We start from the raw sequence: 25,493 nt of genomic DNA, 5'->3' as shown, positions 1-25,493 counted from the left end.
TATATACGTTATATTCATGTATCTTTGCGGATAAATTGAGTAATCGTGTATATGAAGAAGTACATCTTAGACATGAAGGTGACTGAAAACTGTCACCTTCATAAAAATTATTGCCTGCTAAAGTTAACCTCGGATGGGAATCTTCCAGAGATGCTTCCCGGACAATTTGTAGAGGTTCATGTAGAAAACTCTCCTACAACATTCTTACGTCGTCCGATTTCCGTCAACTATGTAGATAAGTCTAAAAATGAGTTGTGGTTATTGATTCAACTTGTTGGTGATGGCACGAGAAAAATGGCAGAATTCCGTCCCGGTGATATTGTAAACATAATGCTACCACTGGGTAATAGTTTTACAATTCCTTCCAAGGAACAGGAGAACAAAAGACTTTTGCTGATTGGTGGTGGTGTTGGAACCGCTCCGATGTTATATCTAGGAGCTTGTTTAAAAGAAGCCGGTTTTGAGCCTACTTTTCTACTTGGGGCTCGTTCTAAGGATGATGTATTGCAATTAGATGAATTCCAGAGATTTGGTAAGGTTTATATCACAACCGAAGATGGTTCGCTAGGCGAGAAAGGGTATGTGACTAACCATACGATCCTTAAAGAGGTTCGATTTGACCAGATTTATACTTGTGGTCCTAAACCAATGATGGTGGCAGTAGCGAAATACGCAGGTGCGGAAGCTATTTCTTGCGAGGTTTCTCTTGAGAACACGATGGCTTGTGGCATAGGTGCTTGTTTGTGCTGCGTAGAGAAAAACAAGGAAGGTCATAATGTGTGTGTATGTACAGAAGGTCCCGTATTTAATATTGAGAAATTGTCATGGCTGAATTAAATGTAAACATTGGGAATTTACCGTTGAAAAATCCGGTAATGACAGCATCCGGCACGTTCGGATATGGTATAGAATATGCTGATTTCATGGATATTTCACGTTTGGGGGGTATTTTCGTGAAAGGTACCACTATCCAACCTCGTGAAGGTAATGATTATCCAAGAATGGCGGAGACTCCTTCCGGAATGTTGAATGCCGTGGGGCTTCAGAATAAGGGCGCCGATTATTTCGCTGAGCATATTTATCCGGAGATCAAGGACATCGATACGAATATGATCGTAAACGTGAGTGGATCTTCGGTTGAAACGTATGTCGAGTGTGCGGAAAAGATCGCAGAGTTGGATAGGATTCCCGCTATCGAACTGAACATTTCTTGTCCGAACGTAAAGCAAGGTGGTATGGCTTTCGGCGTTACTACGTGTGGTGCGGGGGAGGTTGTTAAGGCTGTTCGTAGGGTTTATCCAAAGACACTTATTGTAAAACTTTCTCCTAATGTAACTGATATTACGGAGATCGCTAAAGCTGTTGAAGCGGAGGGTGCGGATTCTGTTTCGTTAATTAATACGATGCTTGGAATGGCCATCGACGCAGAGAAACGTAAACCTATATTATCTACAATAACTGGAGGTCTTTCCGGGCCTTGCGTAAAACCTGTAGCTCTACGTATGGTATGGCAAACGTATCATGCGGTAAAGATTCCAATTATAGGTTTGGGAGGTATTTCAAATTGGAAAGATGCCGTGGAGTTCATGTTAGCTGGGGCTAGTGCTATCCAGATCGGAACTTATAACTTTGTAGATCCAACTGTTTCTATCAAGGTTATTGATGGATTGAATGACTATTGTGACCGACATGGTTTTAAATCAGTAAAAGAGTTGATCGGAGCATTGGATATTCAGAGATAATCTAAGTTCATTTATAGACTTTATTTCCATTTTTTCAATAATAAAAAAGGATGTGTTCGCTTACGCAAAAAGAACACATCCTTTCTTTTTATTATGAAAGATTATTCGATCTCTAATACGGCCGGACAATGATCAGAATGTACGGCATCGTTTAATATATAAGCGGCTTTAACTTTCGGCTTCATATTGTCGCTAACCATACAATAATCAATACGCCATCCTTTATTTTTAGATCTGGAATTGAAGCGATAACTCCACCATGTATATTCTTGCTTATCCGGGTTCAAGAAGCGAAATGTATCCGTAAAACCTGCGGATAAGAAGCGAGTCATCCATTCCCGTTCTTCCGGAAGGAAACCACTGTTCTTTGCGTTCCTGATCGGATCATGAATATCTATCGGCTCGTGGCAAATGTTGTAATCGCCACAGAGAATTAAGTTCGGACGGGATTTCTGTAACTCAACGACATATTTCTGGAAATCTTCCAACCATAACATCTTAAAATCCTGCCGTTCATCCCCACTAGTCCCGGAAGGATGATAGACACTTACGATCGATACATCCCCGAAATCCGCACGGAGAAAACGTCCCTCATTATCATACTTCTCGATCCCCATTCCATACTCGATATGATCCGGTTCCTGTTTCGTAAGAATGGCCACGCCACTATATCCCTTCTTTTGGGCACTAAACAAATAAGACTTATATCCTAAAGCCTCGAATGTTTCCGACGGAAACTGGTCTGGTTGTAACTTTGTCTCTTGGATACATAACACGTCTGGCTGTTCTTGAGCCAACCATTCGGGCAAGCCTTTACCTACGGCAGCCCTTAATCCATTTGTATTGTACGTTATTATTTTCAATTTTTCTAAGTTTAGAGGTGAATGACTTTTATTCTGTCTCAAAGATACAACTTTTGACGATTTTACATTGTTTTCATTCCATAATCGGTACATAGAAATTTTCTATATTTGTATAACTTAGAATGAATGACAGACTATGCTGGAACATTTGAACGATATTTTAGAGAATACTCAGATAACGGCCTCGACCGCCGCCGTACGATTAGCTATCAGTTTCGTGCTTGGCGCTATTATCGGTGTAGAAAGACAATTTCGCCGCAGGGACGCTGGTATGCGAACCTTTACCTTGATCTGTATGGGATCTGCCGCCGCCATGTTGATATCTATCTGGATACCACAAACCTATCCGAATTTCTTGAATGGAGATCCGGGGCGTATCGCCGCCCAAGTCCTTACAGGTATTGGTTTCTTGGGAGCAGGAGCTATTATTCAAAGTCATGGAAGCGTGCATGGACTCACTACGGCGGCTTGTATTTGGGTAATGGCTGTAGTAGGTTTGGCCGCTGGTGCCGGTATGTTCTTGGCCGCTTCTATCACTACGGCATTTACCTTGTTCGTATTGGTTTCTTTAGAAAGGTTGGAGCGACGTATGTATTTGGATGGTGTTAATAAAATACTTACGATAATTTGCTCAACCTCGACTCCCGATCTTAAAGGTATCCGGAAAATCTTGGAAAATAGGAGCATATTTATCGTAAGTCTTTCTTATGAGCATAATTATGACAAGAATACGTCGACAATTACCTATAAAGTCAATGTGAAATCCAAGTCCTCTTACAGTGAGTTATTCACTGAGATTCGAAAACTTGGTTACATTTCACAAATACGTCTTCTAGCTTGACAATGCCGTTTATTCAAGTTCACCCTTTAGCATATGCCCGGCTATACGAGCCGCTTCCTCAACGTATTTACCGCAAGGACGTTTGGCATAATACTGTTGTGTGCGTGCGGAAGGAGCGGGATTCGTCGATGTCTCTTCCGGAGGAAGAAGGCTACGGCAAATGATCGTCCCATGTTTCTCCTTGAATAAAGCCGCCATTTTTTGTACCATGCCATAGTTGCGGGCACGCGCCTCTTGATCTAGCGGATCAAATACCGGATACTTAAATCCGGCTAACATCGCCATTGCGTTTACGGTACCACAAACCTCACGCATGCGTCCGACACCTCCTCCAAAAGATACAGACATCTTTTTCGCCAGCTCTAAATCCAACTCGAAGACATCCGAATAAGCGAGGAATACAGATTGAGCGCAATTATATCCGGACTCGAAGTTGTGGACCGCTTGGTTCACACGTTCCTCTATATCAAAGGATTTCATAGTCAACACAAGCTCTGTCCGCCTTTACTGGGCCAATAATTCCTTTAGCGACCGCTACATGTTCCGGATGATTAGCGTACGTATTTACATCTTCCAAGGTAGGTAATTCAGTAGTTAAAATAATATCCCAAGTCTCCGCCGGATTACAATTAAAATCTACACGGATCATTTTCAATACGTCTATCTTATTGATTAAGGCTTCCAGTTTATCCTTAATTTCTTGCATTTTGGCTTGCTTCTCAGCCGGAGTTTGAAACTCCTTCAACTTAAACATTACAATATGTCTGATCATAATCGCTATACGTTAATTATATATATTACATCTGTTCATCCAAATACGAATCCTTGTATCCAAGGAAATATAAGATACCATCGAGGCCAATCGTAGAGATAGATTGCTTGGCGGTCGCCTTAACCTTCGGTTTGGCATGGAAGGCGATACCTAGACCGGCGATACTAATCATCGGCAAGTCGTTCGCCCCGTCGCCAACCGCTACGGTCTGGCGAATATCCACGTTCTCCACTTGCGCGATCAGGCGTAATAACTCCGCTTTACGCTTCCCATCTACGATATCACCCACATGATTACCCGTTAGCTTGCCATTCTCGATTTCAAGCTCGTTGGCGTATACATAGTCGATATTATATTTTTGTTTAAGGAAATTACCGAAATAAGTGAAACCTCCGGAAAGGATAGCGATCTTGAAGCCCACCTTTTTCAAGATACGCATCAAGCGGTCTACACCTTCTGTGATCGGTAGATTCTCGGCGATCTCCTGCATCACGGATACGTCCAACCCCTTTAATAAGGCACAACGCTGGCGGAAGCTCTCGCAGAAATCGATCTCTCCACGCATGGCTGCCTCTGTAATCGCTTTTACTTGATCGCCAACTCCGGCACGTATCGCCAACTCGTCGATAACCTCCGTCTCTATCAAGGTAGAGTCCATATCGAAACAAATCAGACGGCGCATACGGCGATACATGCTATCCTCTTGGAAAGAGATATCCATCTCAAGCTCCGTGGAAAGTTTCATGAACTCCGCTTTCATGCACTCCTTGTTTTTCGGGGTACCACGTACGGAAAACTCCACGCTCGCCTTAGGAGTACGGGCATTCTCGTCCAACGGGATACGTCCCGTGAGCCGCTTGATATCATCAATATTCATATCTTGCTCCGCTACGATCCGGGAAACACCCGCGATTTGCTTGGCCGTAAGCTTACGGCTTAATATCGTGATGATATACCGGTTCTTGCCCTGCATACCTACCCATTTACTATATTCTTGCTCTGTAATGGGATTGAAACGGATATTGACATCTAATTCGTAACTCTTGAACAGTAGTTCTTTCAATATATCGCCGGAATTTCCTTCCGTGCTTTGAAACAAGATACCCAATGATAAATGGTTATGGATATCCGCTTGACCGATATCGAGGATAACAGCGTTGTTCTTGGCTAGAATCTCCGTAAGAGCCGCCGTTACACCCGGACGATCCGCTCCATTGATATTTATCAGTATTATTTCGTCGTTTTGTGCCATATTTGTCATTCTATTAGGCAAAAGTACGTAAGAATTATCGAAAAAGAGTACATTATATTGAACATTTTTGCTTATATTTGTTTTATCGTATTAACGACAAAATGTTTAATGAGAACCTGGCAACCTTAAAAAGTCCTGACCGGCAGGCGAAATGTATGAGAATCCAATTTGAAATCAAGGAAAAGTTGCCCGACATTATTTCTGAAATACTTCATTCAGATAAGTGGTTGACTTTAGTGAGAGATGAGAATCATGGATTGCGACGTGTGACGATTAAAGATCCCTACTTTGATTCAGAGGCATGCGTCGATATCTGGGAGCATGAGATTCATGTAACGACAGCTTGGTCTAACTACACCTATCGAATCTATCAAAAAGGTAATTCTGTTTGGTGCGAATACATTGGCGCTTATAGAGGATTGTTGGAACAAAACCTTTTGCCGACAATGACTCCGAAAGAAAACATTCTGGATTCGGAAGTATTGAACAGTTCTTTGTTTGGTGACAGAAAGGAGACCTTGAGAAATTACAGCGCGGAAAACCTTAAGCTGAAGAATTTTAGGCGGGATAATTTCACCGCGGAATATCAACTGGCTTCTCCGCAAGACCATCCTAAGATCGTATATGATGAGTTTATTAAAGAAGGGGTTCCAATTCCCCCTCCTGAAGATAGAAAAGAAAAGTCCGGTAATTAATACCGGACTTTTTTTATTTGAGGATCATCGCATGATACCCGAATCCTCATCACTATTCCAAAGTTTCTTGTTGGCCTCCTTGAACTTGCGGCCGAAGTCAAAATTCCAAGAGAAGGTTAGCATCAACATTCGGCTGAAGTCGTTCGCGTACATGTTCGTACGGCTGGGAGCGTAAGCGTTCCGATTTTCCTCTACCCGTTTGTACTGGCTGGAGAAAGGCATCATCAATCCGGCTCCAACGGCGAATTTACCTTGATTGTACCGGAACATAAACATATGGATATTCTCGCCACCATGCAATAATTCGCCGACAAACGTATTATAGCTACTTTGTATCTGGAACATAGCCATGAATTTCTTGTACATAGCCATGACGGAAGCCCGGTAATACCAATTGTTATAGGTATGCGAATAACTATTTCCTTCGCTGATATAACGATTGACTCCACCTGTCACGGATAGGCTTATGATCCGCTTGATGATAGGGCCGACACGTAATGTCAAGTCACCGCTTAGTTTCTGCCATCCTTTTTGGTTATCGGTAATGCGAATGAACTTATTATTTTCTCGTATCACTTCCTCCATGATCCGGTCCGGGCTATTACTGTAATAAAAGTTTAAGTCTCCGGTGAATATTCCTTTTTTATATAGATAATTGGCTTGCATGTCATAACTCTTATAGGGTTTCAGATAAGGATTTCCCCGGCGTATCTGTAGCGTATCGATATATTGCTCGATGGCGCTTAGTTCCGATAGGCTAGGTGAGACATTATTTACGCTACCGTTTACCCGGAAATACATATTATCCGTAAAGTTATATTGTAAGGATACCTTTGGGCGGAACGTATAATATTGATAATCTTCCTCGCCTTCTTGCTTGAACCATGAGCGGGAGACACCTATTCCGGCGGTATAATTCAACTTCTTGACACGTCCGCTGAATTCCGTATAGAGATACGTCTCCGACTGTTTCATCTTGGTTCGTCCTCCAACCGTTCCGCTGTAGGTGTTATCCGTCCACGATTGGGTGTGTTTCAATCCTCCTCCCAATCGACCGGCCTCGAATTGCCGTTCGTAGATTCCCTCGCCGATGATGGAATATTTGTCTCCGTCCACGTTCGACAAGATATCCGATAAGAGGATATCGTTTTTCCATTCTTGATACATTTGGTTTGCGTTCGTATGTATGTACGTACCTACCATATTAAGTATCAATGTCTGCTTATGTGGTAAGGAGCGTTGGTAATAAAGGTCGAGGGAAGGACGTTTGGTAGAGTTGCTATTTGGATTCCAAGCGTATGTCTTATCTTCGGGATTATTGTTGGTATACAGGTTCTTGCCGCCACCTTTATCCTCGTCTGATAAGAAATAGCGTAGCGTAGCATTGAAATAATAATGGTCGTTATCTACCAGATTATAATTAAGAGAGAGGTTATGAGAGGTCTCGGACATTCCTCTTGGCAGACCTTCCGAGGTACGTTCCATCGTCTCGCCACTCTCAAAGCGGAAGGTCTCGACTCCTTCCGTCCAGATATGATACGGATTCCGGTAACGGACGGCGTATTGCAATCCGAACTCCGATTTCTTATGATTGAACTTCGTCGATACCTGATCGTCTCCAAAAGAGGTGGTCGGTGAATTACTAAGATCCAGATTGACAGAACCGCCGCTAGTTTCCCTCCGGACAATGTAGTCGAGTACGACAGAGGCGTTACCGTAACGTAAGCCCGGATTATCATGATATTCTACCCGGATTACCTCCTGTGGCGATAAGCCCCGGATATCGGATAGCTCCACCTTGATACCGTTGATGCAGAATTGAATAGTCCCTTCATTTGGTAGCGATACGCTATTCCGGATCGGGTCCACTTCCAAACGAGGAAGCATCAAGGCGTTCAATAGGTTGATGCCATTGCTGGAGGCCGCTTTTTGCTCGGAGGTAGGGAACGCGATCTTACGGTCCGCCGTATTACGGATAGCGGAAGCGTTGACCGTGACTTCATCTAAGGATATAGAAGCGGATGCCAATGAGATCGTACCGAGATCTATATTCTGGGAAAGTCCCAGCACGGAGACTACCGAAGTCTTGTAACCTATGGAGGAAACAGATACTTGATAATCTCCGGCCTTGACTTTCTCGATCCGGAAAAGTCCTTTACTATCCGTCGTCGTCCCTGTGATGAATGCGGAATCGGCTGTTTGAAGCGTGATATTCGCGAACTCAAGAGGAGACTTGTCGGATAGATCGATGACTTTCCCCCGGATCTGTAATTGTTGTGCCCGAATACCCCAAGAAAAGGATATAAGAAGGGCTGCCATAATGATTTGTTTCATTATAGTACGATTTAATGATTAAGAAATAATGTGTGTATGTGCTTGTTACTTAGTCCAAATCTCTTCTCCGTTCAGACGGATCTTCTGGATATTGTTGATACGGATATGCAACGTGAGATTTTTATCTTGCCCGGCGTCCCTCGCCCCGCTAACCAATAATAGAGAATCGTGGCGGCTGACTTCCGGCAAATACCGTTTCATTCCCTCGTAATAGAGTAACGACCGGTCTTTTGCTTCCAGTATTTGCCCCCGAGGAAATTCGGAGGCGGTTCTCGTATCGACTTTTATGTTTTCCGCTTTCAACTCCGGATTATCTATCTGGATAATCTGAAACTTTTGCGTGAAACCTGTAAGGCATTTTTCCGACGTAAACTGGGCAACGCCGAAAGTGAGGGCTGGAACGATATATAATGTCCCTATCAAGGCGATAAATACGCGATTACTTTTTTTCATGATTGTCTTCATTTAATGGTAGATATATATAATGTATAGGCTTTCGTAAGCTCGTCGATACCTACATCTAGCAGGTGCATCTCCTTGAAGACGGCGGGAAGTACCTCTTCCACGAACTGGTTATGGCGCATCTCACGGATTTTCTGCTCGGCGTCGGAAGCGACGAAGTAGCCGATCCCACGCTTGTTGTAAATAATATCGTTGGCTTGCAGGCGCTCGAAGGAACGCATGACCGTATTTGGATTTACCTCCATCTCTACCGCCAGTTCCCGTACGGACGGGATACGGCTATCGGCTTTGTAATTACCACTCAATACCCGGTCGCAAATCCGCTCGGCTATCTGGATAAATATGGATTGATTCGTATTGTAGTTCATCTTAGTTCCTTTTCTTTAAGTTTTAGATAAGCGACGTATAAGACCACGAGGGTTGCGATGAGAAATGCGGGTGTAAAGGCAAAGCTCAGCCAATACACGGCGGTATAAAACGGTGAAGATTCATAACAAAAACTATTCATACCCGGCTGGATATTCAAGATGTTTATACATAGATAGACAATCCCTATGATAGAGGCTGCTATCAATATATATCCGCCACAAGCGATTCCTAAGGCATACTTCCGGAACGTGACATAAGAGAGAAACATCAAGGAGCCGGCAAACGCCAGCATGGTGAAATCTTGCAAGGTCATGATAATGTCCTTGAATGCTACAGGCTGTATATGAATGAGCATTGAGGCTATTCCCGTCCCAGTCCAGAACGTGACTTGGTATGTTAAGAATACCACGATGCCTTCGATCAAGATAGCGGCAAATTTCTCTTGGTTGCTCGCGGGAAGCGTTAAGAACAATCCTCTAGGGCGGTGTATCATTAAGTTTACGTAGCTACAGAAAGCGATAAAAGTCCCCAATGATCCCAATACATATAATGTAAGGGTACGGAATCTCGTATCCCATAAAATGGAGGATAATAGGAAAAAGAAGAGGACTCCGAGGATGACCAACACCCCATAAGCTAATTTCTTCTTATTCTCTATCCAATCTTTGCGAAGTAAAAGATTGATGCGTTGTATACTAAAATCTGTTTTCATATCTATGTGTATTTAGGAGTTCATGATTCTTTGGATCTCTTTGGGATACGTTATCGCCGCGTTAAAGAGCAACTCTAAGGATACGGCCGTCTCTTCCTTGCCATCCCTTGCGGTGACGCCTATTGTCCCTTGCGGGGTAGGCTCGGAATAAAGAGCTTTCTCTTCCGGCAGGAGTGGTCCGAAATAAAGTTTCTCGCCGATCTCGTTCAACGTCTTATTCAATAGGATTTGCCTTTGGTCTAAGATCAATACCGTGTCGATCAAGCTTTCCAGATCCCTGACCTGATGCGTGGAGATAATAACCGTCTGATTGTCATCTATCAAAGAGGCTACCAGTCTGCGGAATGTCGCTTTCGAGGGAATGTCCAGCCCATTTGTTGGTTCATCCATTAGAAGCAGGGGCGTATGAGCGGCCAGCGCCAAGGTTATCGCCACCTTTTTCCGTTGTCCTTGAGACATTTTCGACAGGCGATCGGATAGATTGATCTCAAACGATTCTACGCAAGCCTTGCAGATATCGTCTCTAAATGTCGGATAAAAAGGCGCGTACATCTTTATATATTCTATGGCGGTGACCTCCGGCATGGAGATTTCCTCCGGCAATAAGAAGATCTGTTGCAAGAAACGAGCGTTTCTCTCGGAAGGAATTTCCTCCAATACGAGGCAAGAGCCTTGATCCGGAAAGATCTGTCCGCTTAGAAGGTTTAGAAGCGTAGTCTTTCCTTCGCCGTTCTTTCCCAATAAGCCACAGATGTGTCCCGATCCAACCTCAAGATTGATACGATCAAGTACCTCTTTTTTGCGGCTATAGCTGAATGAGAGTTCTTTTAATGTAATCATATGTTTTGCTACTTTAGTGTATTAGTTTAATAGTACACTGCAAATGTAGTGGAAGTTTTTGAATAAACAAGAGGGAAGGGTATTTTTTTCCTTTTATTTTTCAAGATGGCAGTACAAGGTGATTAAAGGGAATCTCTTAATGCTATTAGCCTCTTTTCCAAGAAGGATTAGCGGTTTGCTCTTGAAGCATTGCTAATTTTTCAGTTGGTGCATGATCATCTAACGGCTGTTGGAAGATCATGCACCAACTGTTAGATGATTATGCAACAGTTGTTGGATAATCTATACTTAAAGATGAAATCGCTAAGGATTCCCTGTTATCGGTCTAAAGGTAGGGGAGCGGGAAGCTAATGATTCTTGATGATTTTGCGGTTCTCTCGGGGAGAAAAAGGTACTCTACTTCTAAATTTATGTTGCAAAACAGTTAATTTTTTATCGATGTGTGCGCTAAAACATATAAAAAAGCTTGCTAATTTGCAGAAAATCGCTATATAATTTGGTGGAAAGAAGTATTTGGTTTTATATTTGCACCCGTTAAAGACAAGTAAGTGTCTCTTTAGCGAAAGAAACATGCTTGTTTACGATCCTGAAAATCAGGAGTCGGGAGTTTGTCCCCCGGGAGATTCCCCCGATTAAGTTTAACGTAAAATTGAAAATATGAAGGTAAGAGCTTATGTTCTCATCGCATCGGTAGCGTTATTAGGAATGTCTGCCGGTTCGAAAAAGGCGAAACTTACCGAGGGTGTGAACCCCGGTGATCTAGCTCCGAGAATAGAGTTTTTGGGAAACGACGCTAAAGCCAGTTTCCACAACCAATTAGGACGTTATACATTGCTCAACTTTTGGGCGGCTTACGATGCGGAATCGCGGGCTCGTAACGTGCAATTGGCGAATGAGGTTAACAAGTTTGGTCCGGACAAAATCGCGATGTGTTCGATCTCTATGGATGAGAAAGAATCTATTTTTACCGAGACGGTAAAGATTGACAAGTTGGATCTGTCAACGCAATTTCACGAAGGACTGGGTAAAGAGTCAGAGTTGTACAAGAAGTATGATTTAAGAAAAGGTTTCAAGAACTTCTTGATTAACGACGAAGGAGTGATAATCGCCGCCAACGTCACACCGGAAAAACTGACCGAGATTCTGAAAGCAATTTAATCAGTATTATTTAGCAAAGAGGGCTGTTCCACTTCAAGATGGGACAGCCTTTTTTTATCGATTCACGAGTTTTCGTTTCGAGATGATGAAATAGCATGTATAGTCTGAGAAGGAAATGTACACTTTCTTTTTAAGTCCGTGTTTATTATTAACTCTTTTTGATTTATTAACCCTAATGGATAGGGTGATTGAGAAGGTCCTCTGTCTTTACTGTAAATGAACAACTAACATCCTATATATAATGAGATCTATACTTTTCTTTATTTGTTTGATCTTTACCTTTGAGGGACAGGCGCAAGAGGTAGAAAAATCCCATATGTGGAAAGTAGAACTCTCCGGTGCCTTGAATAATAATTCAGCATGGGAGGTAGAGCCATCTGTTACTTATCTACCGATTCCTTATGTGGGAATTACTATGGGGTTGCTTTTCTGTAATACGATTGAGAAAGATAGTTATACGGGGTTTTCAAGAGATAATCAGTGGTTCTGGGATTCAGATGAGAGTAATCCGGGCTGTCATTTCTTTGCGTTACGTCCGGCCATCCAGTTAGTAACTCCCACTTTTAAATTCGGGAAAGACAAGGATACGGGACTCTCTTTGGTCGTTTCACCTGGATTAACCATTCCTTTGCCTGTCAATCAAGAGTTTAATATAAGCTATGTTCCAAACACTCCCGGGGTATGGATACCTCAAAAATTCGATCATATAAAGAACAAGGGAGGTAAATCGTTATTTTATCATATTAAAAGTATGTTGAGCCTTGATATAGACCAGCGGTATATATTCTCTTTGGGGTATATATTCTCGAATTTTGATTTATATAGTGGAGGGCGAAACTTCGTTGTAGAGGGAAAAAGGCTTAGTATGCCCCGGATTCGTTTTATGCATTCGTTCTTTCTAAGTATTGGATATCGCTTTTAAATCGTTTCATACATTGTCTTTCTCGTTTAGCCCAAAAAGGGAGAGCTGTTTTTAAGGCTCTCCCTTTTGCATAAGCTTATATATAATAATGTATAGGATTTATCGAATTGCTTCTACTTCTTCCGTACGCAAAGGGATCTTCTTTCCTAATAGACGAGCGCCGTTCTCGGTAATCAGATAGTCTTCCTCGTTACGTATGCCACTGAAATCTTTATATGTAAACAACTTCTCGTAATTGATGAATTCGGTGAACTTGTTCTGGCCTCTCCATAAATCCATTAATTCGGGGATGAAGTATACGCCCGGCTCGATGGTCAAGACAAAACCCGGTTCCAGCTTACGTCCCAAGCGCAATGACTTACGTCCGAATTCCGTACTCTTCGGCTGTCCGTCATAACCAACGTATACCTCTCCCAGATTCTCCATATCATGTACATCCAATCCCATCATGTGACCTAGGCCACAAGGCATAAACATGGCGTGAGCACCGGCTTTTACGGCCTCCATCGGATCTCCTTTCACGAAACCAAGGTCCTTTAAACCCTCCATGATCACTTTACAAGACAACTCATATACATCCACGAAAGGAATACCCGGGCGCAAAGCCGCTACGGCAGCCTCATGGGCGGCTACTTGAATATCATAGATGTCTTTTTGACGGGTCGTGAATTTTGAGTCGGCCGGGATGGTGGACGACATATCTCCGGCATATCCCATCTCAGTCTCGGCACCGGCGTCCAATAACAGCATATCACCGCTCTTAATCATATGACTATGATCATGGTTGTGCAAAGTCTGCCCATTGATCGTGGCGATGATAGGGAAGGAGAGCTGGTAATTGTTGGCGAAAGCTACTTCCGCAACGGCAGCCGCTACATCCGACTCCCGGATTCCCGGACGTACGGTACGCATGGCAGTCAGGTGCATATCGGCGGTTACGATACAGGCTTTCTCGATCTCGGCGATTTCTTCCTCGCTCTTATAATTCCGTTGGTTTACGACACCCATGATGAAAGGTACGGAAGGTTTCTCCGCACCGGGTACGATACCCAACCATTGGAATAACTTGATCTGGTGTTCCGCACGATACGTCGGCAGATAATGGATTGGCTGGCCTTTTTGCTGGGCATTCTTCAAGTATGTCTCGATCTCCTTGAAAGGACGGACCTCCTTGATACCTGCGGCCTCGCTCTTCTCTTTTAGGGTGGGCTGCGTACCCATCCATACAATCGCGTCTATAGTCAACTCATCGCCAAAGATGATCTCCTTATCGTTATCGATATCGATGATAGCGGATAACCCGGCGTATGGCAATCCGAAGAAATACAAGAAGGTAGAGTCTTGACGGAAGTGATACGTATTATCGGCGTAGTTCATCCCACTCTCGTCGTTTCCAAGGAATAGCAACAAACCGGAACCTATGGTTTGTTTCAGCTTAGCCCGGCGGGCCATATAAGTTTCTTTACTGAACATAAGGATTATTTTTTGTTAGTGTACCAAAGATAGTAATTAATGTAATATACTAGGCCGACATTCGAAATTATTTCTTACATTAGCCCATGTAAAATGTAACCTCTGGTACCTTATGAAGATTCAAAGAATTCAAGAACTTACCGATGCCTCCATCGTCTGTGGCTCAGAGAAACGGGAGAATGATGTGCAGTGCGCTTTTGCCAGCGATCTGATGAGTGACGTGCTTACGCTGGATTGTGGTGATGTGCTGTTGGTGACAGGACTTTGTAATTTGCAAACGATCCGTACCGCGGAGATGGCGGAAGTTTCTTATATACTTTTCGTGCGGGGGAAGAAAGTAACCCCGGATATGCTGGAGCTGGCTCGTGAGAACAATATGGTTCTTCTGGAGACGGATCATTCTATGTATCATACGGTCGGAGAGCTTTATAGCGCGGGGCTCCTTCCTATATATTGAGAAAGGAGGTCGTGAGATATGCTATTTAAGTTTGAGTTAGAGGGCGGTAATTTCTCGAAGGCGGGTTATGCGTCTAGCCAGATAAAGAAGGTCTTGAAGCAATTGGCTATCGATCCCCGGATCATTAAGCGGGTGGTCGTGGCGCTTTATGAGGCGGAGGTGAATATCGTGGCTCACGCTTGGAGAGGAACGGTTGTCGCTGAATTGGACGCTGATAAAATATCTTTGGAACTGAAGGATGAAGGGCCCGGAATCCCGGATATATCGCTAGCTATGCGTGAAGGGTATTCGACGGCATCCGAGGCCGTGCGTGAGATGGGATTTGGTGCCGGAATGGGACTTCCAAATATGAAGAAGAACGTAGATGAATTAACGATCGAGAGCCAAGTAGACGTAGGTACCACGGTACGTATGGTCACATGGTTTAATAAAAAAGGAGCGTAGACCATGGAGGAAGCTAATTTTTATCATGCCTTGAAGATTGACAATGACCGCTGTATAGGCTGTACGCATTGCATGAAAGAGTGCCCTACGGGAGCGATCCGTATCCGGGATGGTAAGGCTTTGATCCATAAGGATTGGTGCGTGGATTGCGGCGAGTGCTTGAAATCGTGCCCGACAGAGGCTATCTATGTGGAGCAGGATGACTTCCAGCGTATATTTGATTATAAATGCAGGGTAGCGTTGATGCCCACGGTATTTATCGGGCAGTTCTCAAAGTATACGACCGAGAAGGAAATTATCAGCGCCGTTATGGAACTGGGCTTTACCCATATTTTCCAAGTAGAGTTTACCGCCGATATGATCCATAAGGAAATGGTACGGCAGATGGAAAACGCCGAGGAAAAGCCGGTGATCAGTTCTTTTTGCCCCGCTATCGTCCGGTTGATACAAGTCCGTTTCCCTGCGCTGGTGGATAATATCTTATTGGTGAAAGCGCCGGTAAACGCCTCGGCCACTTATTATCATAAGATATTGGAAGGGCAAGGTATTCCCTCGGAAGAGATCGGTATCTTTTATGTTACGCCTTGCGCGGCGAAAATCGCGGCGTTGAAGGGAGCGGAAGGTTATTCATCTACGATCAAAGGCGTGATAAATATGGATACCCTATATAATAAGGTATACCATATTCTTAAGAATCGCCCGAGAGGATATGAGCCGGAATGTGAGCTTCCTCCGCCATTAACGAAAAAAGAGATGCGATGGAGCCAAACAGGAGGGGAGGCCAAACATTTCTCCGGTCGTTGCCTCGCGATCGATGAGATCCATAATGTGATCGATTTCTTGGAACGAATGGAAACGACCAGCGAGGTACGTAACGTGGACTTTCTGGAACTGAGGGCTTGCGACCGTAGCTGTGCCGGAGGTGTATTAGCCGTAGCGAACCGTTTCCTCACGGCCGAGCGTATCATGAAGCGATCCATGAACCGGGATAAAGTACCGATGATATACGCCGCCGATAATTTCGAGGCTTTATCCTATTTGAGGCAGCATATTACGATCCGTCCGGTGCAACCGAATCCCAAACGGTTGTACGATGGAACGATCGATGAGATGCTGAAGAAAATGGAGCAAGTGCGGAAATTGATGTGCTACCTACCGGGAATCGATTGTGGCGCTTGCGGCAGCCCGAACTGTCAAAGCTTGGCCGAGGATATCGTACGCCACGAGGCTCAATTCAGTGATTGCGTATTTATGCAACGTAATATGGAGAAGCACGGTAAACTAGACCAAGAGCATGCCTTCCGTATCGTTGAGAAGACATGGGGGAAAGATCGTTTAAATAAGGATTGTTATAAGAAAGGAGCTAAATATGAAGGTTTGTGATTTAGTGAAGATGTTGAATCTTACTGTATTTTGTGGAGAAGAGGGCCTTGATACAGAGATAACCGGGGGCTATACGAGCGATTTACTAAGTGATGTCATGGGACATATCGAGGAGGGTATGCTATGGATTACCATGCAAACGCATCAGAATATACTGGCCGTGGCTACTTTAAAAGACGTCTCCGCGGTATTGATCGTGAACGGAACCTCTCCGGATGATGAGACCTTACAAAAAGGTAGGGAAGAGGCTGTCCCTCTTTTAGGAACTACACGCTCTGCGTTCGAGGCTTCCGGTATGATTTACCGCTTATTACAGAATGAGAATGGATGAAACAGTATTTAGCTGATTTACATATCCATACTTGCCTGTCGCCATGCGGCAGTCTGGAAATGAGTCCATCGGAGATCGTGCGTCGTTCCTTAGCGAAAGGTTTGGATGCTATTGCCATTACGGATCATAATACGACCTTACAATGCCCGGAGATTCAATCCCTTGGCGAGAGATTCGGACTAAGGGTCTTTGCGGGCGTAGAAGTTACGACCCGTGAGGAAGCGCATTGTCTGGTTTATTTCCCGACCGATGAATCCCGTAAGCGATTCCAACGATATTTAGAAGAGCATCTCCCTCCAATTCCAAATGATCCGGAACGTTTTGGCGATCAAGTTTGGGTGAATGCGGAGAATGAGATTCTAGGAGAAGTACCCTATCTTTTGCTCTCCGCCTTGGATCAAAGCGTAAACCAAATAGCCGCTCAAGCACGTAAGGTGGATGCTCTATTTGTAGCCGCCCATGTAGAACGTCCGTCATTCAGCTTGATCAGTCAATTAGGTTTTATAGACCCCTGCTTATCTTTAGATGCTATTGAATATAATAATCAGCAAAGATACAGTAAGTTATTGTCTATTCACGGGTATTTGAAAGAGCAGACTCAATACTCAGCCTCGGATGCTCATTGCCCCGAACAAATAGGTACTCAGCCCTCCATTTGGCAAACGGAGGAATTAACCTTCGATGGCTTACGAAAGGCTTTTGATCAAAAAGACAATCACTTAATTTTCGCCTCTCATGGATAATCTCTCGTTTCATATCACGGATATAACCGCTAATAGTATCAGAGCAAAAGCTTCTGACATAGAGATAGATATACAGATAAAGGACACATCCATATGTATTCGTATTGCGGATAATGGCTGTGGTATGGATCCGGAAACAGTCTCTCTGATCCGTAATCCGTTTTATACGACTCGCACGACACGAAAAGTGGGTCTAGGCTTACCTTTCTTGATACAAAACGCGGAGCAAACAGGCGGGAATGTGGAAATATCTTCCATACAGGGAAAAGGTACGGTAGTTGTTGCTTGTTTTGTCTCATCTCATATTGATTGTCCGCCTTGGGGAGATTTGGCGGGTACAATGGCTATGCTTATAGGCAGTAATCCAGACATAAACATTCATTTCTCATATCATTCAGATCTGGTTTCATTTGATATCAGTACGCGAGAGCTTAAAGAAATCCTAGAGGACATGCCATTAAGTCATCCGAAAGTCATGCTTTATTTGAAGGAGTTAATAGCGAATCAAATAGTTGCGTCAAGCTGAATTAATCTTTTCATAGCTGTGATACGATCTTTTCACATCCATGAAACAAACGTTTCACAGCCGTGAAAAGATCTGTGTCTTTACTCAAAGCAGCTACAAGCTTTGCTTGAATGCACTAATTTATCCTTATCTTGCTATTAATTTTATAATTCCCATTATGTTTAATAGAGTTATTTGGTTCTCTCTCATCACAATAAACCTCGTATACATTCTTAAACTGCCTTGTACCGTATGACATTTTGATAATCTTGTAGTCTGTTGGGAATATTGGTACAAAATTCTCTAATTCGTATGTATCTGTAAAACAATAAACTTGCAGCCAATCAACAGAAATAGCGTATGGCTGCATTTATATTCGTCTAGTATAATCCACATTCCCCATAACCGGAGAAGCGGAAAAGGCTGCATTAATCCGGCTCATTCGATTTAAGATTATGGGGGTAAAATTGTCTTGTTTCATTTCGCAAGTCTTTTATTTTTGGGGGAATTACACCGTAAACAAAGACGGCGATCGTTTTACGGATCGCCGGACTTGCTTCTGTTGGGATACCGTTAGTAGACAGCCCCCCAGCCGTCTAGTTATCTCTACCCAACACGAAGTAACATAAAAAAAGGGTGAATCACAAGAACTCACCCTTTGCGTTTTATTTTATTAACAAATTCTACTCTTTTGTTGATTTGCTTCCAGTACCTTTAATTACATTACCATCTTTACCGATAAGTGTTTGCAACACTTTTATTACAACCTCTACTAATAGACCTACGGTATACTTCCAAATAGGTTCCATTAAATTTCATCGGGACTCTCCGAGTCTCCCCCGCTACTTACTGAGACCCCATCGAAGAATGACGCACTCTTATAATCCGTTGATTTCAGCGCCGCCGCATAGACATATGATCCCCTATCCGCATTTACGGGCGTTTTCAACGCCGTAGCTAATTGTGGAATCTTCGATTCATTTAGAGTTATTTCCGTAGAACTACTCGCTACATCTTGCTCGGTAATGACATATTCATAATTTCGCACCATTGACGTAGTCATAGATAAGCCTCCGCTTGATTTTACCTTATAGGACACAACGATTTGAACTTCCACAATATCACCCTTAACAAATTCCTTAGAAGAGGATATTACAGCAGTTAATTTGTCTCCGGTAGCTGTAAAAGTCGTACCCATAACTACAGACCCATAGCCCGCATACAGAGTAACGCCCGCCTCTATCGCTAATGCCATTTTACTAACATCATCCGAAGGTAAATCCGGTTGATCTCTTAACCATGCCATTATAGGAGCGTTTAGTTTCATAAACTGATTTCGAGAAGTGCCGTATTTTGCTGGATCAAAATGGCGATCAATCCATGCCGCATTAATCTTTGCGAAATGACCCAATGAACCAAATGCGGATCGTTGAGATACTTGCTTTGTACTCTTTGACTTGTTTTCACGAATCCTCTTAGAAACAATAACACGTCCGTGAACAGTACGGAATGTGGCATCACCCGTTGACTTACGAGATATGCCGATACCCATCGTTTTATCTAGTCCCATAGTATTTAATAGCTGGTTTCTATGCTCGAGCAGAATTACATTGAGCGTATTCCAGTGTCCGGCAAAGGTGCAAATTAGTATTAACCGAAGCAAGGTCATTGACATTCCGAAGGGATGCCGAAGATAGTAGCAAGATGTAACGATAAAATGGTATTTACATATCAAAATGTCAAAATGATTAGTTTGCAATAGGCTTGTTTTTTATAATTATTTAACTAATAAATGCAAAAATCCCGCCTATGTATCTTCACATAGACGGGAAATCGCCATAGATCAGAACGTCTTCCGATCGGAAAATGCCCTACCCATTGCCAAGAAAAACCAACGGTCACAATAGGCAGTTATAACGTATTCGGGCACAACAACGCAAAGATAAGATTTAATTTAATGAATCGGATCATATTCATAAGTCTTATATACGGAACGATCAAAATTAATGACTGTAACACGTACTGGTATACATAACCCGCTTGTTATAAGATATTTTCGAACACGATAAAATACGTCACACAAAGATGTTATATCTTCATACTCCAAAGCGATCATTTCCAGCCCGCCATCCTTTATAATGATTCTAATCAAATCTCCATATTTTATTTTCATATATATGTATTTATTATGTTAATAATCAGTTAGATACAGGAGGTCTAAGCGTAAAATCCACGCCCGTTCTACTTAACGGGCGAGAGAAGCACATCATTCAACAAATCTTGATACTGGACCTCTAGTCCTTTTTCGTCTAGCACTCTCGAGTTACGATATCTGTTTCTCTCGATACATGTTTCCATAGCATCATCAAGACGCTCAAACAATTCCGAAGGTGAGTAAGCGTAGGGATCGCCATACAGCTTAATGTAGACCGTTTGCCTTCCATTTCGTGACAACACGTGTACACTTTCGATTGATCTTGCGGTATCTGACACATAGAAACAGATACCTCTAGGTTTAGCCCTTACAGGTCTAATCGAATAATACATAAAATCCGGAAACAAGGTCGATCCGTAGGGACTTTCTTGTATCCTCTCGATTTTTAGGGGATCATAGACAGTAACCATAAGCAAGTTATTTTTTATTGTTTATACTTAGCGGTAAGATAGCCGATCGTATATATAGAAGACAGACTATCTACGTTCAATATTATATCAAAATATTCCATACCCTCAATCTTTGAATAACGATAAGAAAAAGACGGATAATATTCTTTTACTATACCTATTAAAATATCTAATTCCTTCCTATCTACAAATAATTTAAGTTCCATAATGAATGCATATTTTATTGATTATCAATACATAAATATACAAATTAATAATGTTAATTACTATATGTATTATATTATTATTTCTTAATAAATTTATTGATATGGGGTGCGCCGGAGGCGCAATATCGCCGCTGCGAAGCAGCCGTAAAGAGCGGAAACAAGAGGGGGGGGGATATACGGTTGCCAGTAGCAAGACAAGGGGTGAAACCCCTACCCGATCCAACTTTTTACCATGATTACGCTCGAGGATAAGAGGCATAATAAAACCCAACGTAAATGATAGTAAGCACTTTTGTATGATTCGCTTCGGGAACGCTGGCGGTTTCCGGCAGCGGGCACGGAGCGAAAGCCAGCGGCAGGCGGCACGAGGCTATTATTAAAACGTTCGGAGCGGAGTTATCACGCCGCTTGGGAGCGAGAGAGCGAAGCGATAGAGCGACTGATCGGCGGGATAGCGTAGCAGATCGTATAGGGACACACGAACATATAGTATCGGCAGTGACGAGGAACGAGGAACGTAAAGCGGTGCCGAGCGAAGCGAAGACGCACTACACGCAATGAGTAACTGTAGATGAAAAGACGCTTATATAAACGCCTACGGTAGCGATCTTTGCGGACTGCGGAGCACAGCCGTAGGCGAGCACCGTATAAGGACGCAAAGAACGCATAACAACAAAGACAGCCCCCACCCGACTGATATGTAACTTTGAATTGAGCTTGATCTTGGCATAGAGCGAAGCGGAATCACGGAACGAAGGATTCTTGCGCCCGCAACGAAGCGCAGCGAAGAGAGGACGCATGAAGCCGTAGTGAGTGATGGAGCGGCACGGTAGGGCTATTTAACATAACAGCAACTTTTAGACGGGCGAATGCGAGCGGTACGGGAGCATAAAGCACGGCTAACAAGTTTTGTTATGTTATATAGCCCGGGGAATAAAGACTAGACGCTACAGGAAAACACGTATATCATTGAGTACCCACGCAGAGAACGGCACAATGGCGGTAGTAATAGAACTGACGTCCAGTTTGGAGCAAGTATTCAGAGACCTAGACACATGTACTGAATAGTGACATAATGACTAGGTGACAGGATAGAACGCCGCCGAGTGCCCGGCGGCAGCGGTTGATTGAGTGCCCCAAAGCGTAGCGAGGGGCACGAAGAGACCGCCCCTTACAGACAGTAAGTAATCAGTATTGTATGATTATAGTGCGTTCCGGTAATCGGTTTGGTGGTCTCCTATACAATCGGACGTGAGCAAGCCCGGACTCTATTCGATCAATCACGCAGTCTCGATCATAGGTCATAAAAGCCCGAGCTAAACGTATGCTTTCGTCCATTCCGTTAACGGAATAGTCCATGTACTGAAACGTAGTCCTAAGCCGGGACAATGTTTCTAGCGCATAGAACATAAATAGCTCGAGTTCTTCGTTATCTGTGATACTCTTATTATCGATTACTATGGTTTCCATTATTGATATATTATTTGTCGTTTATTATCTGCGAACCTACTGTATGATACATGTACGAAGTTTCGCCTAGTATAGAATATACATTGATCGTAAGGGATTCCAGATTTTAAGACGGCACTAACCACACGCATCGCATCGCCGCTAATCCTAATGTCCGCAGCTTCCCCCTTTATATGTTGCGATCCGTAGACTCCCTTCACAAGCCTATTCAACTCCGCAGTTCTATACCCGCTATTGATCGTTATAGGCTCGTTTAGATAGTCCCTTAAAGGCTGTAACGTACAGGACACTAGATTACATAACGCACAAAACGCCTCCGGTGTTGGCTCGTTTCGTAGGTTATTATAATAGGCTATCTCGCTATGTACCAGTTCGGACAGCATGAAATTCTTACTTAGTTGTATATCCATATCATATATTTGTTTGTAACGCTCCGCTATGGGGGGGGACAATATACGGTTGCCAGTAGCAAGACAAAGTACGCTATATCGGGACTCCTTCGCATTCTACCTTATGCAGATATTTAGCGAGAGAGCGAGAAAAAGCATATTCATGCGTTACAAGCCTTAACGCATCTAAATATTGCTCCGTAGGGAACGGAATGTCTCTTTTTGCCTTAACCAGTTTCCGAATGAATATCTTATCAGCCTTTGTCGTATCCTTCGATAGAGTTAATCTAATGGGACGTTTCGTTACAACGCCCGGAGCATACTCGAAGATCGCTACTGATTTCATTCGTGATTTATTTTTCGTAAGATCGTTTATTCTGAAATCAAAGTATTTAGCTGCATAAATATAGAATAAGTCCTCAATATCTGACTGTAGCTTCAACATATCCGTACTTATGCTAAATACCTCTCCGGTAGATAGTTCTAATAGAGTTTTGCTATCTTTCCTGATCGATAGCTCAACACGCCACACATCACTAGTCTCATCAATACCGTTTAGTTTCCACAATTGCCGGATATAGGGCTTATCCTTAACCTCTCGAAGTTCTTTTGTCTTGTTATACAGATATGAGCATACAGAACTTGCATGGCTACCGAAACTCACATAGTTAATATCTCGCACATTTTTAGCAGAACCTCTAAGTTTACATTTGCTAGCGTCGGATCGTTTTATCCGATCGTAAATGACTGAGCGAATAGCGTTCTTTAATTCCGCTGTATTAGAGACATCACATGATTTTATTTTAGCCTCAATAGCATCTACTAATTGATCCCTTTTATCGGATTCCGTGTCGGCTTGTATGGTGTATGATGGTTGGCAGTTCTTTAAATAACGCCCGGAAAGAAATGAGTTTATTAATCTTCGTGGAGATAAGCCGTTGACAAACCTATTACAATCGTAACACAAATCTAATCGGCTGATTGACTTATATTTTAATCCATAAGAGGCAAGGAAATTGACAAATCTATATGAGAAATCCGGTTGATAAAGTTCTCTATTGGATAGTTTTACTAAACATCCTCTCCTATCGATGATTTTTGATACTGGATTCGTTAAAATAGTGGCATAATGATAGCAGTATTGACCATTCCCATTATGTTTAATAGTATTATAAGCGATCAAAAAATGACTACTCCAATACATGATACACAAATAAAAAACCGCCTAGTAACCTTATATTACTAGACGGTTCCAATTTATTCTGAAAGAAGAAATTACTTATTCATCTCTGCTTCAATAGCATCGAATTTATCACCCATATTCAAATTGTAGTAAATACCTCTTAAAGCGGTCATATATTCTCTTTCTTCTGGTTTCATTTGGTGAGCTTTCTCAAAGTAAGGAAGAGCTAGCTTAAAGAATTCCTTAGCTTTGCCTAATTCCTCTTGATATTGTTTTGCGTCGTTGATCATATTAGCCTCACCTTGCTTGTTTACACCTTGGTTGTAATATACACGACCTAAGTTAGAGAGAGATTCGATATAGTCAGGATTGATCGCCAATGCTTTCTTGAAATACTCTTCAGCTTTAGCGTAATCTTTCAAACCAGTCTCATAAACACGGCCCATTACATCGTAAAGCTGTGGATTGTTGGAATCCTTAGCGATAGCTGTGTTCAAATATTCAATAGCTTTCTCATTTCTATTAGAATAGATGTAATTGTTTATAAGGCTCATTAAGAAATACTGTTCCTCAGGGAATTTATTCAAACCTTCTTCCAAAGTCTTCTCTAAATTCACGGTATCTTTAGCTTGCTCATACTCATAGCATAAGTATTGATATACCTCGCTTGCTCTATAATCCGTATTTTTAGCACGCTCTAACGCTGCGATAGCTTTTTGAGAATCGCCAAGTTGGGTCGCTGCTACAGCGGCATAGAACTGAACTGTCATGAAGTTTGAATCTCTTTCAGCGACAGCCTCACCTTTAAACATCGGCATATCAGATATTTTCAGGTATTGCTCGAAGAAATCGTAAGCTTTGTTATAATCTTTCTGATCGAAATAGTAAGCACCACCATTGATGTAATATACGTGGTTTGCTCCTAGGATACCTTTGATATCTTTCGTGAACTTAGGTTTAACTTTTCCTTTTTCATTAGGAAGTTGATCTAACTCATATGCTTTCTCAAAGTATGGCAAAATACTACCCAATGCCTCGTACATAACAGGCTCGTCCGGTTGTTGGCCCAAGACTTGTTTAGTTCTTTCGTTGCTGAACTGTTGATCCTCGATAAAACCGGCAACATACCAAGTTTTAGCGTCATCCTTTGTTTCAGGGTTTTCCAAAGCTCCTTTAATAAGAGTTCTGGCTTCCGAGAAATCAGGAGTTGTCCCCTTAGCTATACTTTGAGCCTCATTTACAGCTTTTTTCTGTGCAAAAGAGACCGATGCTGCGACACATAGTGCCACTGTTAATAATACTCGTTTCATTGCGATAGTAAT

Annotated in this window: 30 protein-coding genes; 13 read left to right on the top strand and 17 right to left on the bottom strand. The window is 42.7% G+C overall.

What is annotated here, in order from left to right:
• Positions 1-51 precede the first annotated feature (51 nt).
• Complete coding sequence (locus tag ACYIA1_RS06945; RefSeq protein WP_005856914.1) at positions 52-837, top strand: dihydroorotate dehydrogenase electron transfer subunit; 786 nt, start codon at positions 52-54, stop codon at positions 835-837.
• Positions 825-1,742, top strand: coding sequence for a dihydroorotate dehydrogenase (locus ACYIA1_RS06940; RefSeq protein WP_005862273.1), 918 nt, complete (start codon positions 825-827; stop codon positions 1,740-1,742). Before ACYIA1_RS06945 ends, ACYIA1_RS06940 begins: the two co-directional genes overlap by 13 nt.
• Before the next feature lie 101 nt (positions 1,743-1,843).
• Here the strand turns inward: ACYIA1_RS06940 and ACYIA1_RS06935 are convergent, their stop codons facing one another.
• Entirely contained in the window at positions 1,844-2,605 is a 762-nt protein-coding gene (locus tag ACYIA1_RS06935; RefSeq protein ID WP_034530498.1) for an exodeoxyribonuclease III, read from the bottom strand.
• A 136-nt stretch (positions 2,606-2,741) separates the two neighbouring features.
• Between ACYIA1_RS06935 and ACYIA1_RS06930 the strand changes: the two genes are divergently transcribed.
• Positions 2,742-3,446, top strand: a complete 705-nt coding sequence (locus ACYIA1_RS06930; RefSeq protein ID WP_005862277.1) for an MgtC/SapB family protein — start codon at positions 2,742-2,744, stop codon at positions 3,444-3,446.
• A gap of 9 nt (positions 3,447-3,455) precedes the next feature.
• On the opposite strand, the gene ACYIA1_RS06925 is transcribed toward ACYIA1_RS06930, so the two are convergent.
• From ACYIA1_RS06925 to serB, 3 genes are read right to left on the bottom strand one after another with little or no spacing between them, the layout of a single operon-like run.
• Positions 3,456-3,926 (bottom strand): C-GCAxxG-C-C family protein, encoded by a 471-nt coding sequence (locus tag ACYIA1_RS06925; RefSeq protein ID WP_008772149.1) that lies wholly within the window; start codon positions 3,924-3,926, stop codon positions 3,456-3,458.
• Positions 3,913-4,218: a Dabb family protein gene (locus tag ACYIA1_RS06920; RefSeq protein ID WP_005856923.1), complete on the bottom strand. Its 306-nt coding sequence runs from the start codon at positions 4,216-4,218 to the stop codon at positions 3,913-3,915. Before ACYIA1_RS06920 ends, ACYIA1_RS06925 begins: the two co-directional genes overlap by 14 nt.
• A 25-nt stretch (positions 4,219-4,243) precedes the next feature.
• Positions 4,244-5,470 carry a phosphoserine phosphatase SerB gene (gene serB / locus ACYIA1_RS06915; RefSeq protein ID WP_005856925.1) on the bottom strand — a complete coding sequence of 409 codons (1,227 nt, stop codon included), beginning with the start codon at positions 5,468-5,470 and terminating at the stop codon, positions 4,244-4,246.
• A 101-nt stretch (positions 5,471-5,571) separates the two neighbouring features.
• On the opposite strand from serB, the gene ACYIA1_RS06910 reads away from it, so the two are divergent.
• Positions 5,572-6,165, top strand: coding sequence for a hypothetical protein (locus ACYIA1_RS06910; RefSeq protein ID WP_258919887.1), 594 nt, complete (start codon positions 5,572-5,574; stop codon positions 6,163-6,165).
• Between the two features lie 24 nt (positions 6,166-6,189).
• Here ACYIA1_RS06910 and ACYIA1_RS06905 read toward each other — a convergent pair whose 3' ends face one another.
• Genes ACYIA1_RS06905 through ACYIA1_RS06885 form a run of 5 tightly spaced genes read right to left on the bottom strand, consistent with a single transcriptional unit; the run spans position 6,190 to position 10,882 of the window.
• Positions 6,190-8,499 (bottom strand): outer membrane beta-barrel protein, encoded by a 2,310-nt coding sequence (locus ACYIA1_RS06905; protein ID WP_057318760.1) that lies wholly within the window; start codon positions 8,497-8,499, stop codon positions 6,190-6,192.
• A gap of 45 nt (positions 8,500-8,544) precedes the next feature.
• Complete coding sequence (locus ACYIA1_RS06900) at positions 8,545-8,952, bottom strand: hypothetical protein (RefSeq protein ID WP_122114906.1); 408 nt, start codon at positions 8,950-8,952, stop codon at positions 8,545-8,547.
• 8 nt (positions 8,953-8,960) lie between these two features.
• Positions 8,961-9,329, bottom strand: coding sequence for a GntR family transcriptional regulator (locus ACYIA1_RS06895; protein WP_005856933.1), 369 nt, complete (start codon positions 9,327-9,329; stop codon positions 8,961-8,963).
• Entirely contained in the window at positions 9,326-10,042 is a 717-nt protein-coding gene (locus tag ACYIA1_RS06890; RefSeq protein ID WP_122143813.1) for a hypothetical protein, read from the bottom strand. The genes ACYIA1_RS06895 and ACYIA1_RS06890 overlap by 4 nt, the downstream gene beginning before the upstream one ends.
• Positions 10,043-10,054: 12 nt before the next feature.
• Complete coding sequence (locus ACYIA1_RS06885) at positions 10,055-10,882, bottom strand: ABC transporter ATP-binding protein (protein ID WP_009017461.1); 828 nt, start codon at positions 10,880-10,882, stop codon at positions 10,055-10,057.
• Between the two features lie 657 nt (positions 10,883-11,539).
• Between ACYIA1_RS06885 and ACYIA1_RS06880 the strand changes: the two genes are divergently transcribed.
• Together ACYIA1_RS06880 and ACYIA1_RS06875 are read left to right on the top strand one after the other, a co-directional pair.
• Positions 11,540-12,040 (top strand): thioredoxin family protein, encoded by a 501-nt coding sequence (locus ACYIA1_RS06880; protein ID WP_005856939.1) that lies wholly within the window; start codon positions 11,540-11,542, stop codon positions 12,038-12,040.
• A gap of 241 nt (positions 12,041-12,281) precedes the next feature.
• Positions 12,282-12,962, top strand: a complete 681-nt coding sequence (locus ACYIA1_RS06875) for a hypothetical protein (protein ID WP_008779890.1) — start codon at positions 12,282-12,284, stop codon at positions 12,960-12,962.
• A 99-nt stretch (positions 12,963-13,061) separates the two neighbouring features.
• Here ACYIA1_RS06875 and ACYIA1_RS06870 read toward each other — a convergent pair whose 3' ends face one another.
• A complete protein-coding gene (locus ACYIA1_RS06870) occupies positions 13,062-14,435 on the bottom strand; it encodes an aminopeptidase P family protein (RefSeq protein WP_005856943.1) in 1,374 nt (457 codons plus the stop codon).
• Positions 14,436-14,547: 112 nt separating this feature from the next.
• On the opposite strand from ACYIA1_RS06870, the gene ACYIA1_RS06865 reads away from it, so the two are divergent.
• Genes ACYIA1_RS06865 through ACYIA1_RS06840 form a run of 6 tightly spaced genes read left to right on the top strand, consistent with a single transcriptional unit; the run spans position 14,548 to position 18,319 of the window.
• Positions 14,548-14,892, top strand: a complete 345-nt coding sequence (locus ACYIA1_RS06865; RefSeq protein WP_005856945.1) for a hypothetical protein — start codon at positions 14,548-14,550, stop codon at positions 14,890-14,892.
• A gap of 18 nt (positions 14,893-14,910) precedes the next feature.
• Positions 14,911-15,336: an ATP-binding protein gene (locus ACYIA1_RS06860; RefSeq protein WP_480334801.1), complete on the top strand. Its 426-nt coding sequence runs from the start codon at positions 14,911-14,913 to the stop codon at positions 15,334-15,336.
• 3 nt (positions 15,337-15,339) lie between these two features.
• Positions 15,340-16,719, top strand: a complete 1,380-nt coding sequence (locus ACYIA1_RS06855) for a [Fe-Fe] hydrogenase large subunit C-terminal domain-containing protein (protein WP_272057436.1) — start codon at positions 15,340-15,342, stop codon at positions 16,717-16,719.
• Entirely contained in the window at positions 16,706-17,050 is a 345-nt protein-coding gene (locus ACYIA1_RS06850; RefSeq protein WP_022192654.1) for a DRTGG domain-containing protein, read from the top strand. Before ACYIA1_RS06855 ends, ACYIA1_RS06850 begins: the two co-directional genes overlap by 14 nt.
• Positions 17,047-17,793 (top strand): PHP domain-containing protein, encoded by a 747-nt coding sequence (locus tag ACYIA1_RS06845; RefSeq protein WP_048927298.1) that lies wholly within the window; start codon positions 17,047-17,049, stop codon positions 17,791-17,793. Before ACYIA1_RS06850 ends, ACYIA1_RS06845 begins: the two co-directional genes overlap by 4 nt.
• Positions 17,786-18,319: an ATP-binding protein gene (locus tag ACYIA1_RS06840; RefSeq protein ID WP_005862300.1), complete on the top strand. Its 534-nt coding sequence runs from the start codon at positions 17,786-17,788 to the stop codon at positions 18,317-18,319. Before ACYIA1_RS06845 ends, ACYIA1_RS06840 begins: the two co-directional genes overlap by 8 nt.
• Before the next feature lie 787 nt (positions 18,320-19,106).
• Here the strand turns inward: ACYIA1_RS06840 and ACYIA1_RS06835 are convergent.
• The 3 genes from ACYIA1_RS06835 to ACYIA1_RS06825 all read right to left on the bottom strand — a co-directional run bounded on the left by ACYIA1_RS06835 (position 19,107) and on the right by ACYIA1_RS06825 (position 21,129).
• Positions 19,107-19,868, bottom strand: coding sequence for a hypothetical protein (locus tag ACYIA1_RS06835; RefSeq protein WP_044546841.1), 762 nt, complete (start codon positions 19,866-19,868; stop codon positions 19,107-19,109).
• A 384-nt stretch (positions 19,869-20,252) separates the two neighbouring features.
• On the bottom strand, positions 20,253-20,471 hold the full coding sequence (locus ACYIA1_RS06830; RefSeq protein WP_009017457.1) for a hypothetical protein: 219 nt from the start codon (positions 20,469-20,471) through the stop codon (positions 20,253-20,255).
• Positions 20,472-20,937: 466 nt separating this feature from the next.
• A complete protein-coding gene (locus ACYIA1_RS06825; protein WP_009017456.1) occupies positions 20,938-21,129 on the bottom strand; it encodes a hypothetical protein in 192 nt (63 codons plus the stop codon).
• 292 nt (positions 21,130-21,421) lie between these two features.
• Here ACYIA1_RS06825 and ACYIA1_RS06820 point away from each other — a divergent pair, with 292 nt between their 5' ends.
• Positions 21,422-21,589 carry a hypothetical protein gene (locus ACYIA1_RS06820; protein ID WP_157310332.1) on the top strand — a complete coding sequence of 56 codons (168 nt, stop codon included), beginning with the start codon at positions 21,422-21,424 and terminating at the stop codon, positions 21,587-21,589.
• An 88-nt stretch (positions 21,590-21,677) separates the two neighbouring features.
• On the opposite strand, the gene ACYIA1_RS06815 is transcribed toward ACYIA1_RS06820, so the two are convergent.
• From ACYIA1_RS06815 to ACYIA1_RS06800, 4 genes are all read right to left on the bottom strand, one after another.
• Entirely contained in the window at positions 21,678-21,929 is a 252-nt protein-coding gene (locus ACYIA1_RS06815) for a hypothetical protein (protein ID WP_147425488.1), read from the bottom strand.
• A gap of 669 nt (positions 21,930-22,598) precedes the next feature.
• Complete coding sequence (locus ACYIA1_RS06810; protein ID WP_372584216.1) at positions 22,599-22,982, bottom strand: D-Ala-D-Ala carboxypeptidase family metallohydrolase; 384 nt, start codon at positions 22,980-22,982, stop codon at positions 22,599-22,601.
• 100 nt (positions 22,983-23,082) lie between these two features.
• Positions 23,083-23,670: a hypothetical protein gene (locus ACYIA1_RS06805; protein ID WP_147425487.1), complete on the bottom strand. Its 588-nt coding sequence runs from the start codon at positions 23,668-23,670 to the stop codon at positions 23,083-23,085.
• Positions 23,671-24,263: 593 nt separating this feature from the next.
• Positions 24,264-25,481 (bottom strand): tetratricopeptide repeat protein, encoded by a 1,218-nt coding sequence (locus ACYIA1_RS06800; protein WP_122382406.1) that lies wholly within the window; start codon positions 25,479-25,481, stop codon positions 24,264-24,266.
• Between the last annotated feature and the right edge of the window lie 12 nt (positions 25,482-25,493).

The organism is Parabacteroides sp. KHUB-02 (assembly GCF_056640955.1).
Note: the sequence above shows the minus strand (reverse complement) of the source record. Positions and strands in the feature narration are given on the sequence as shown.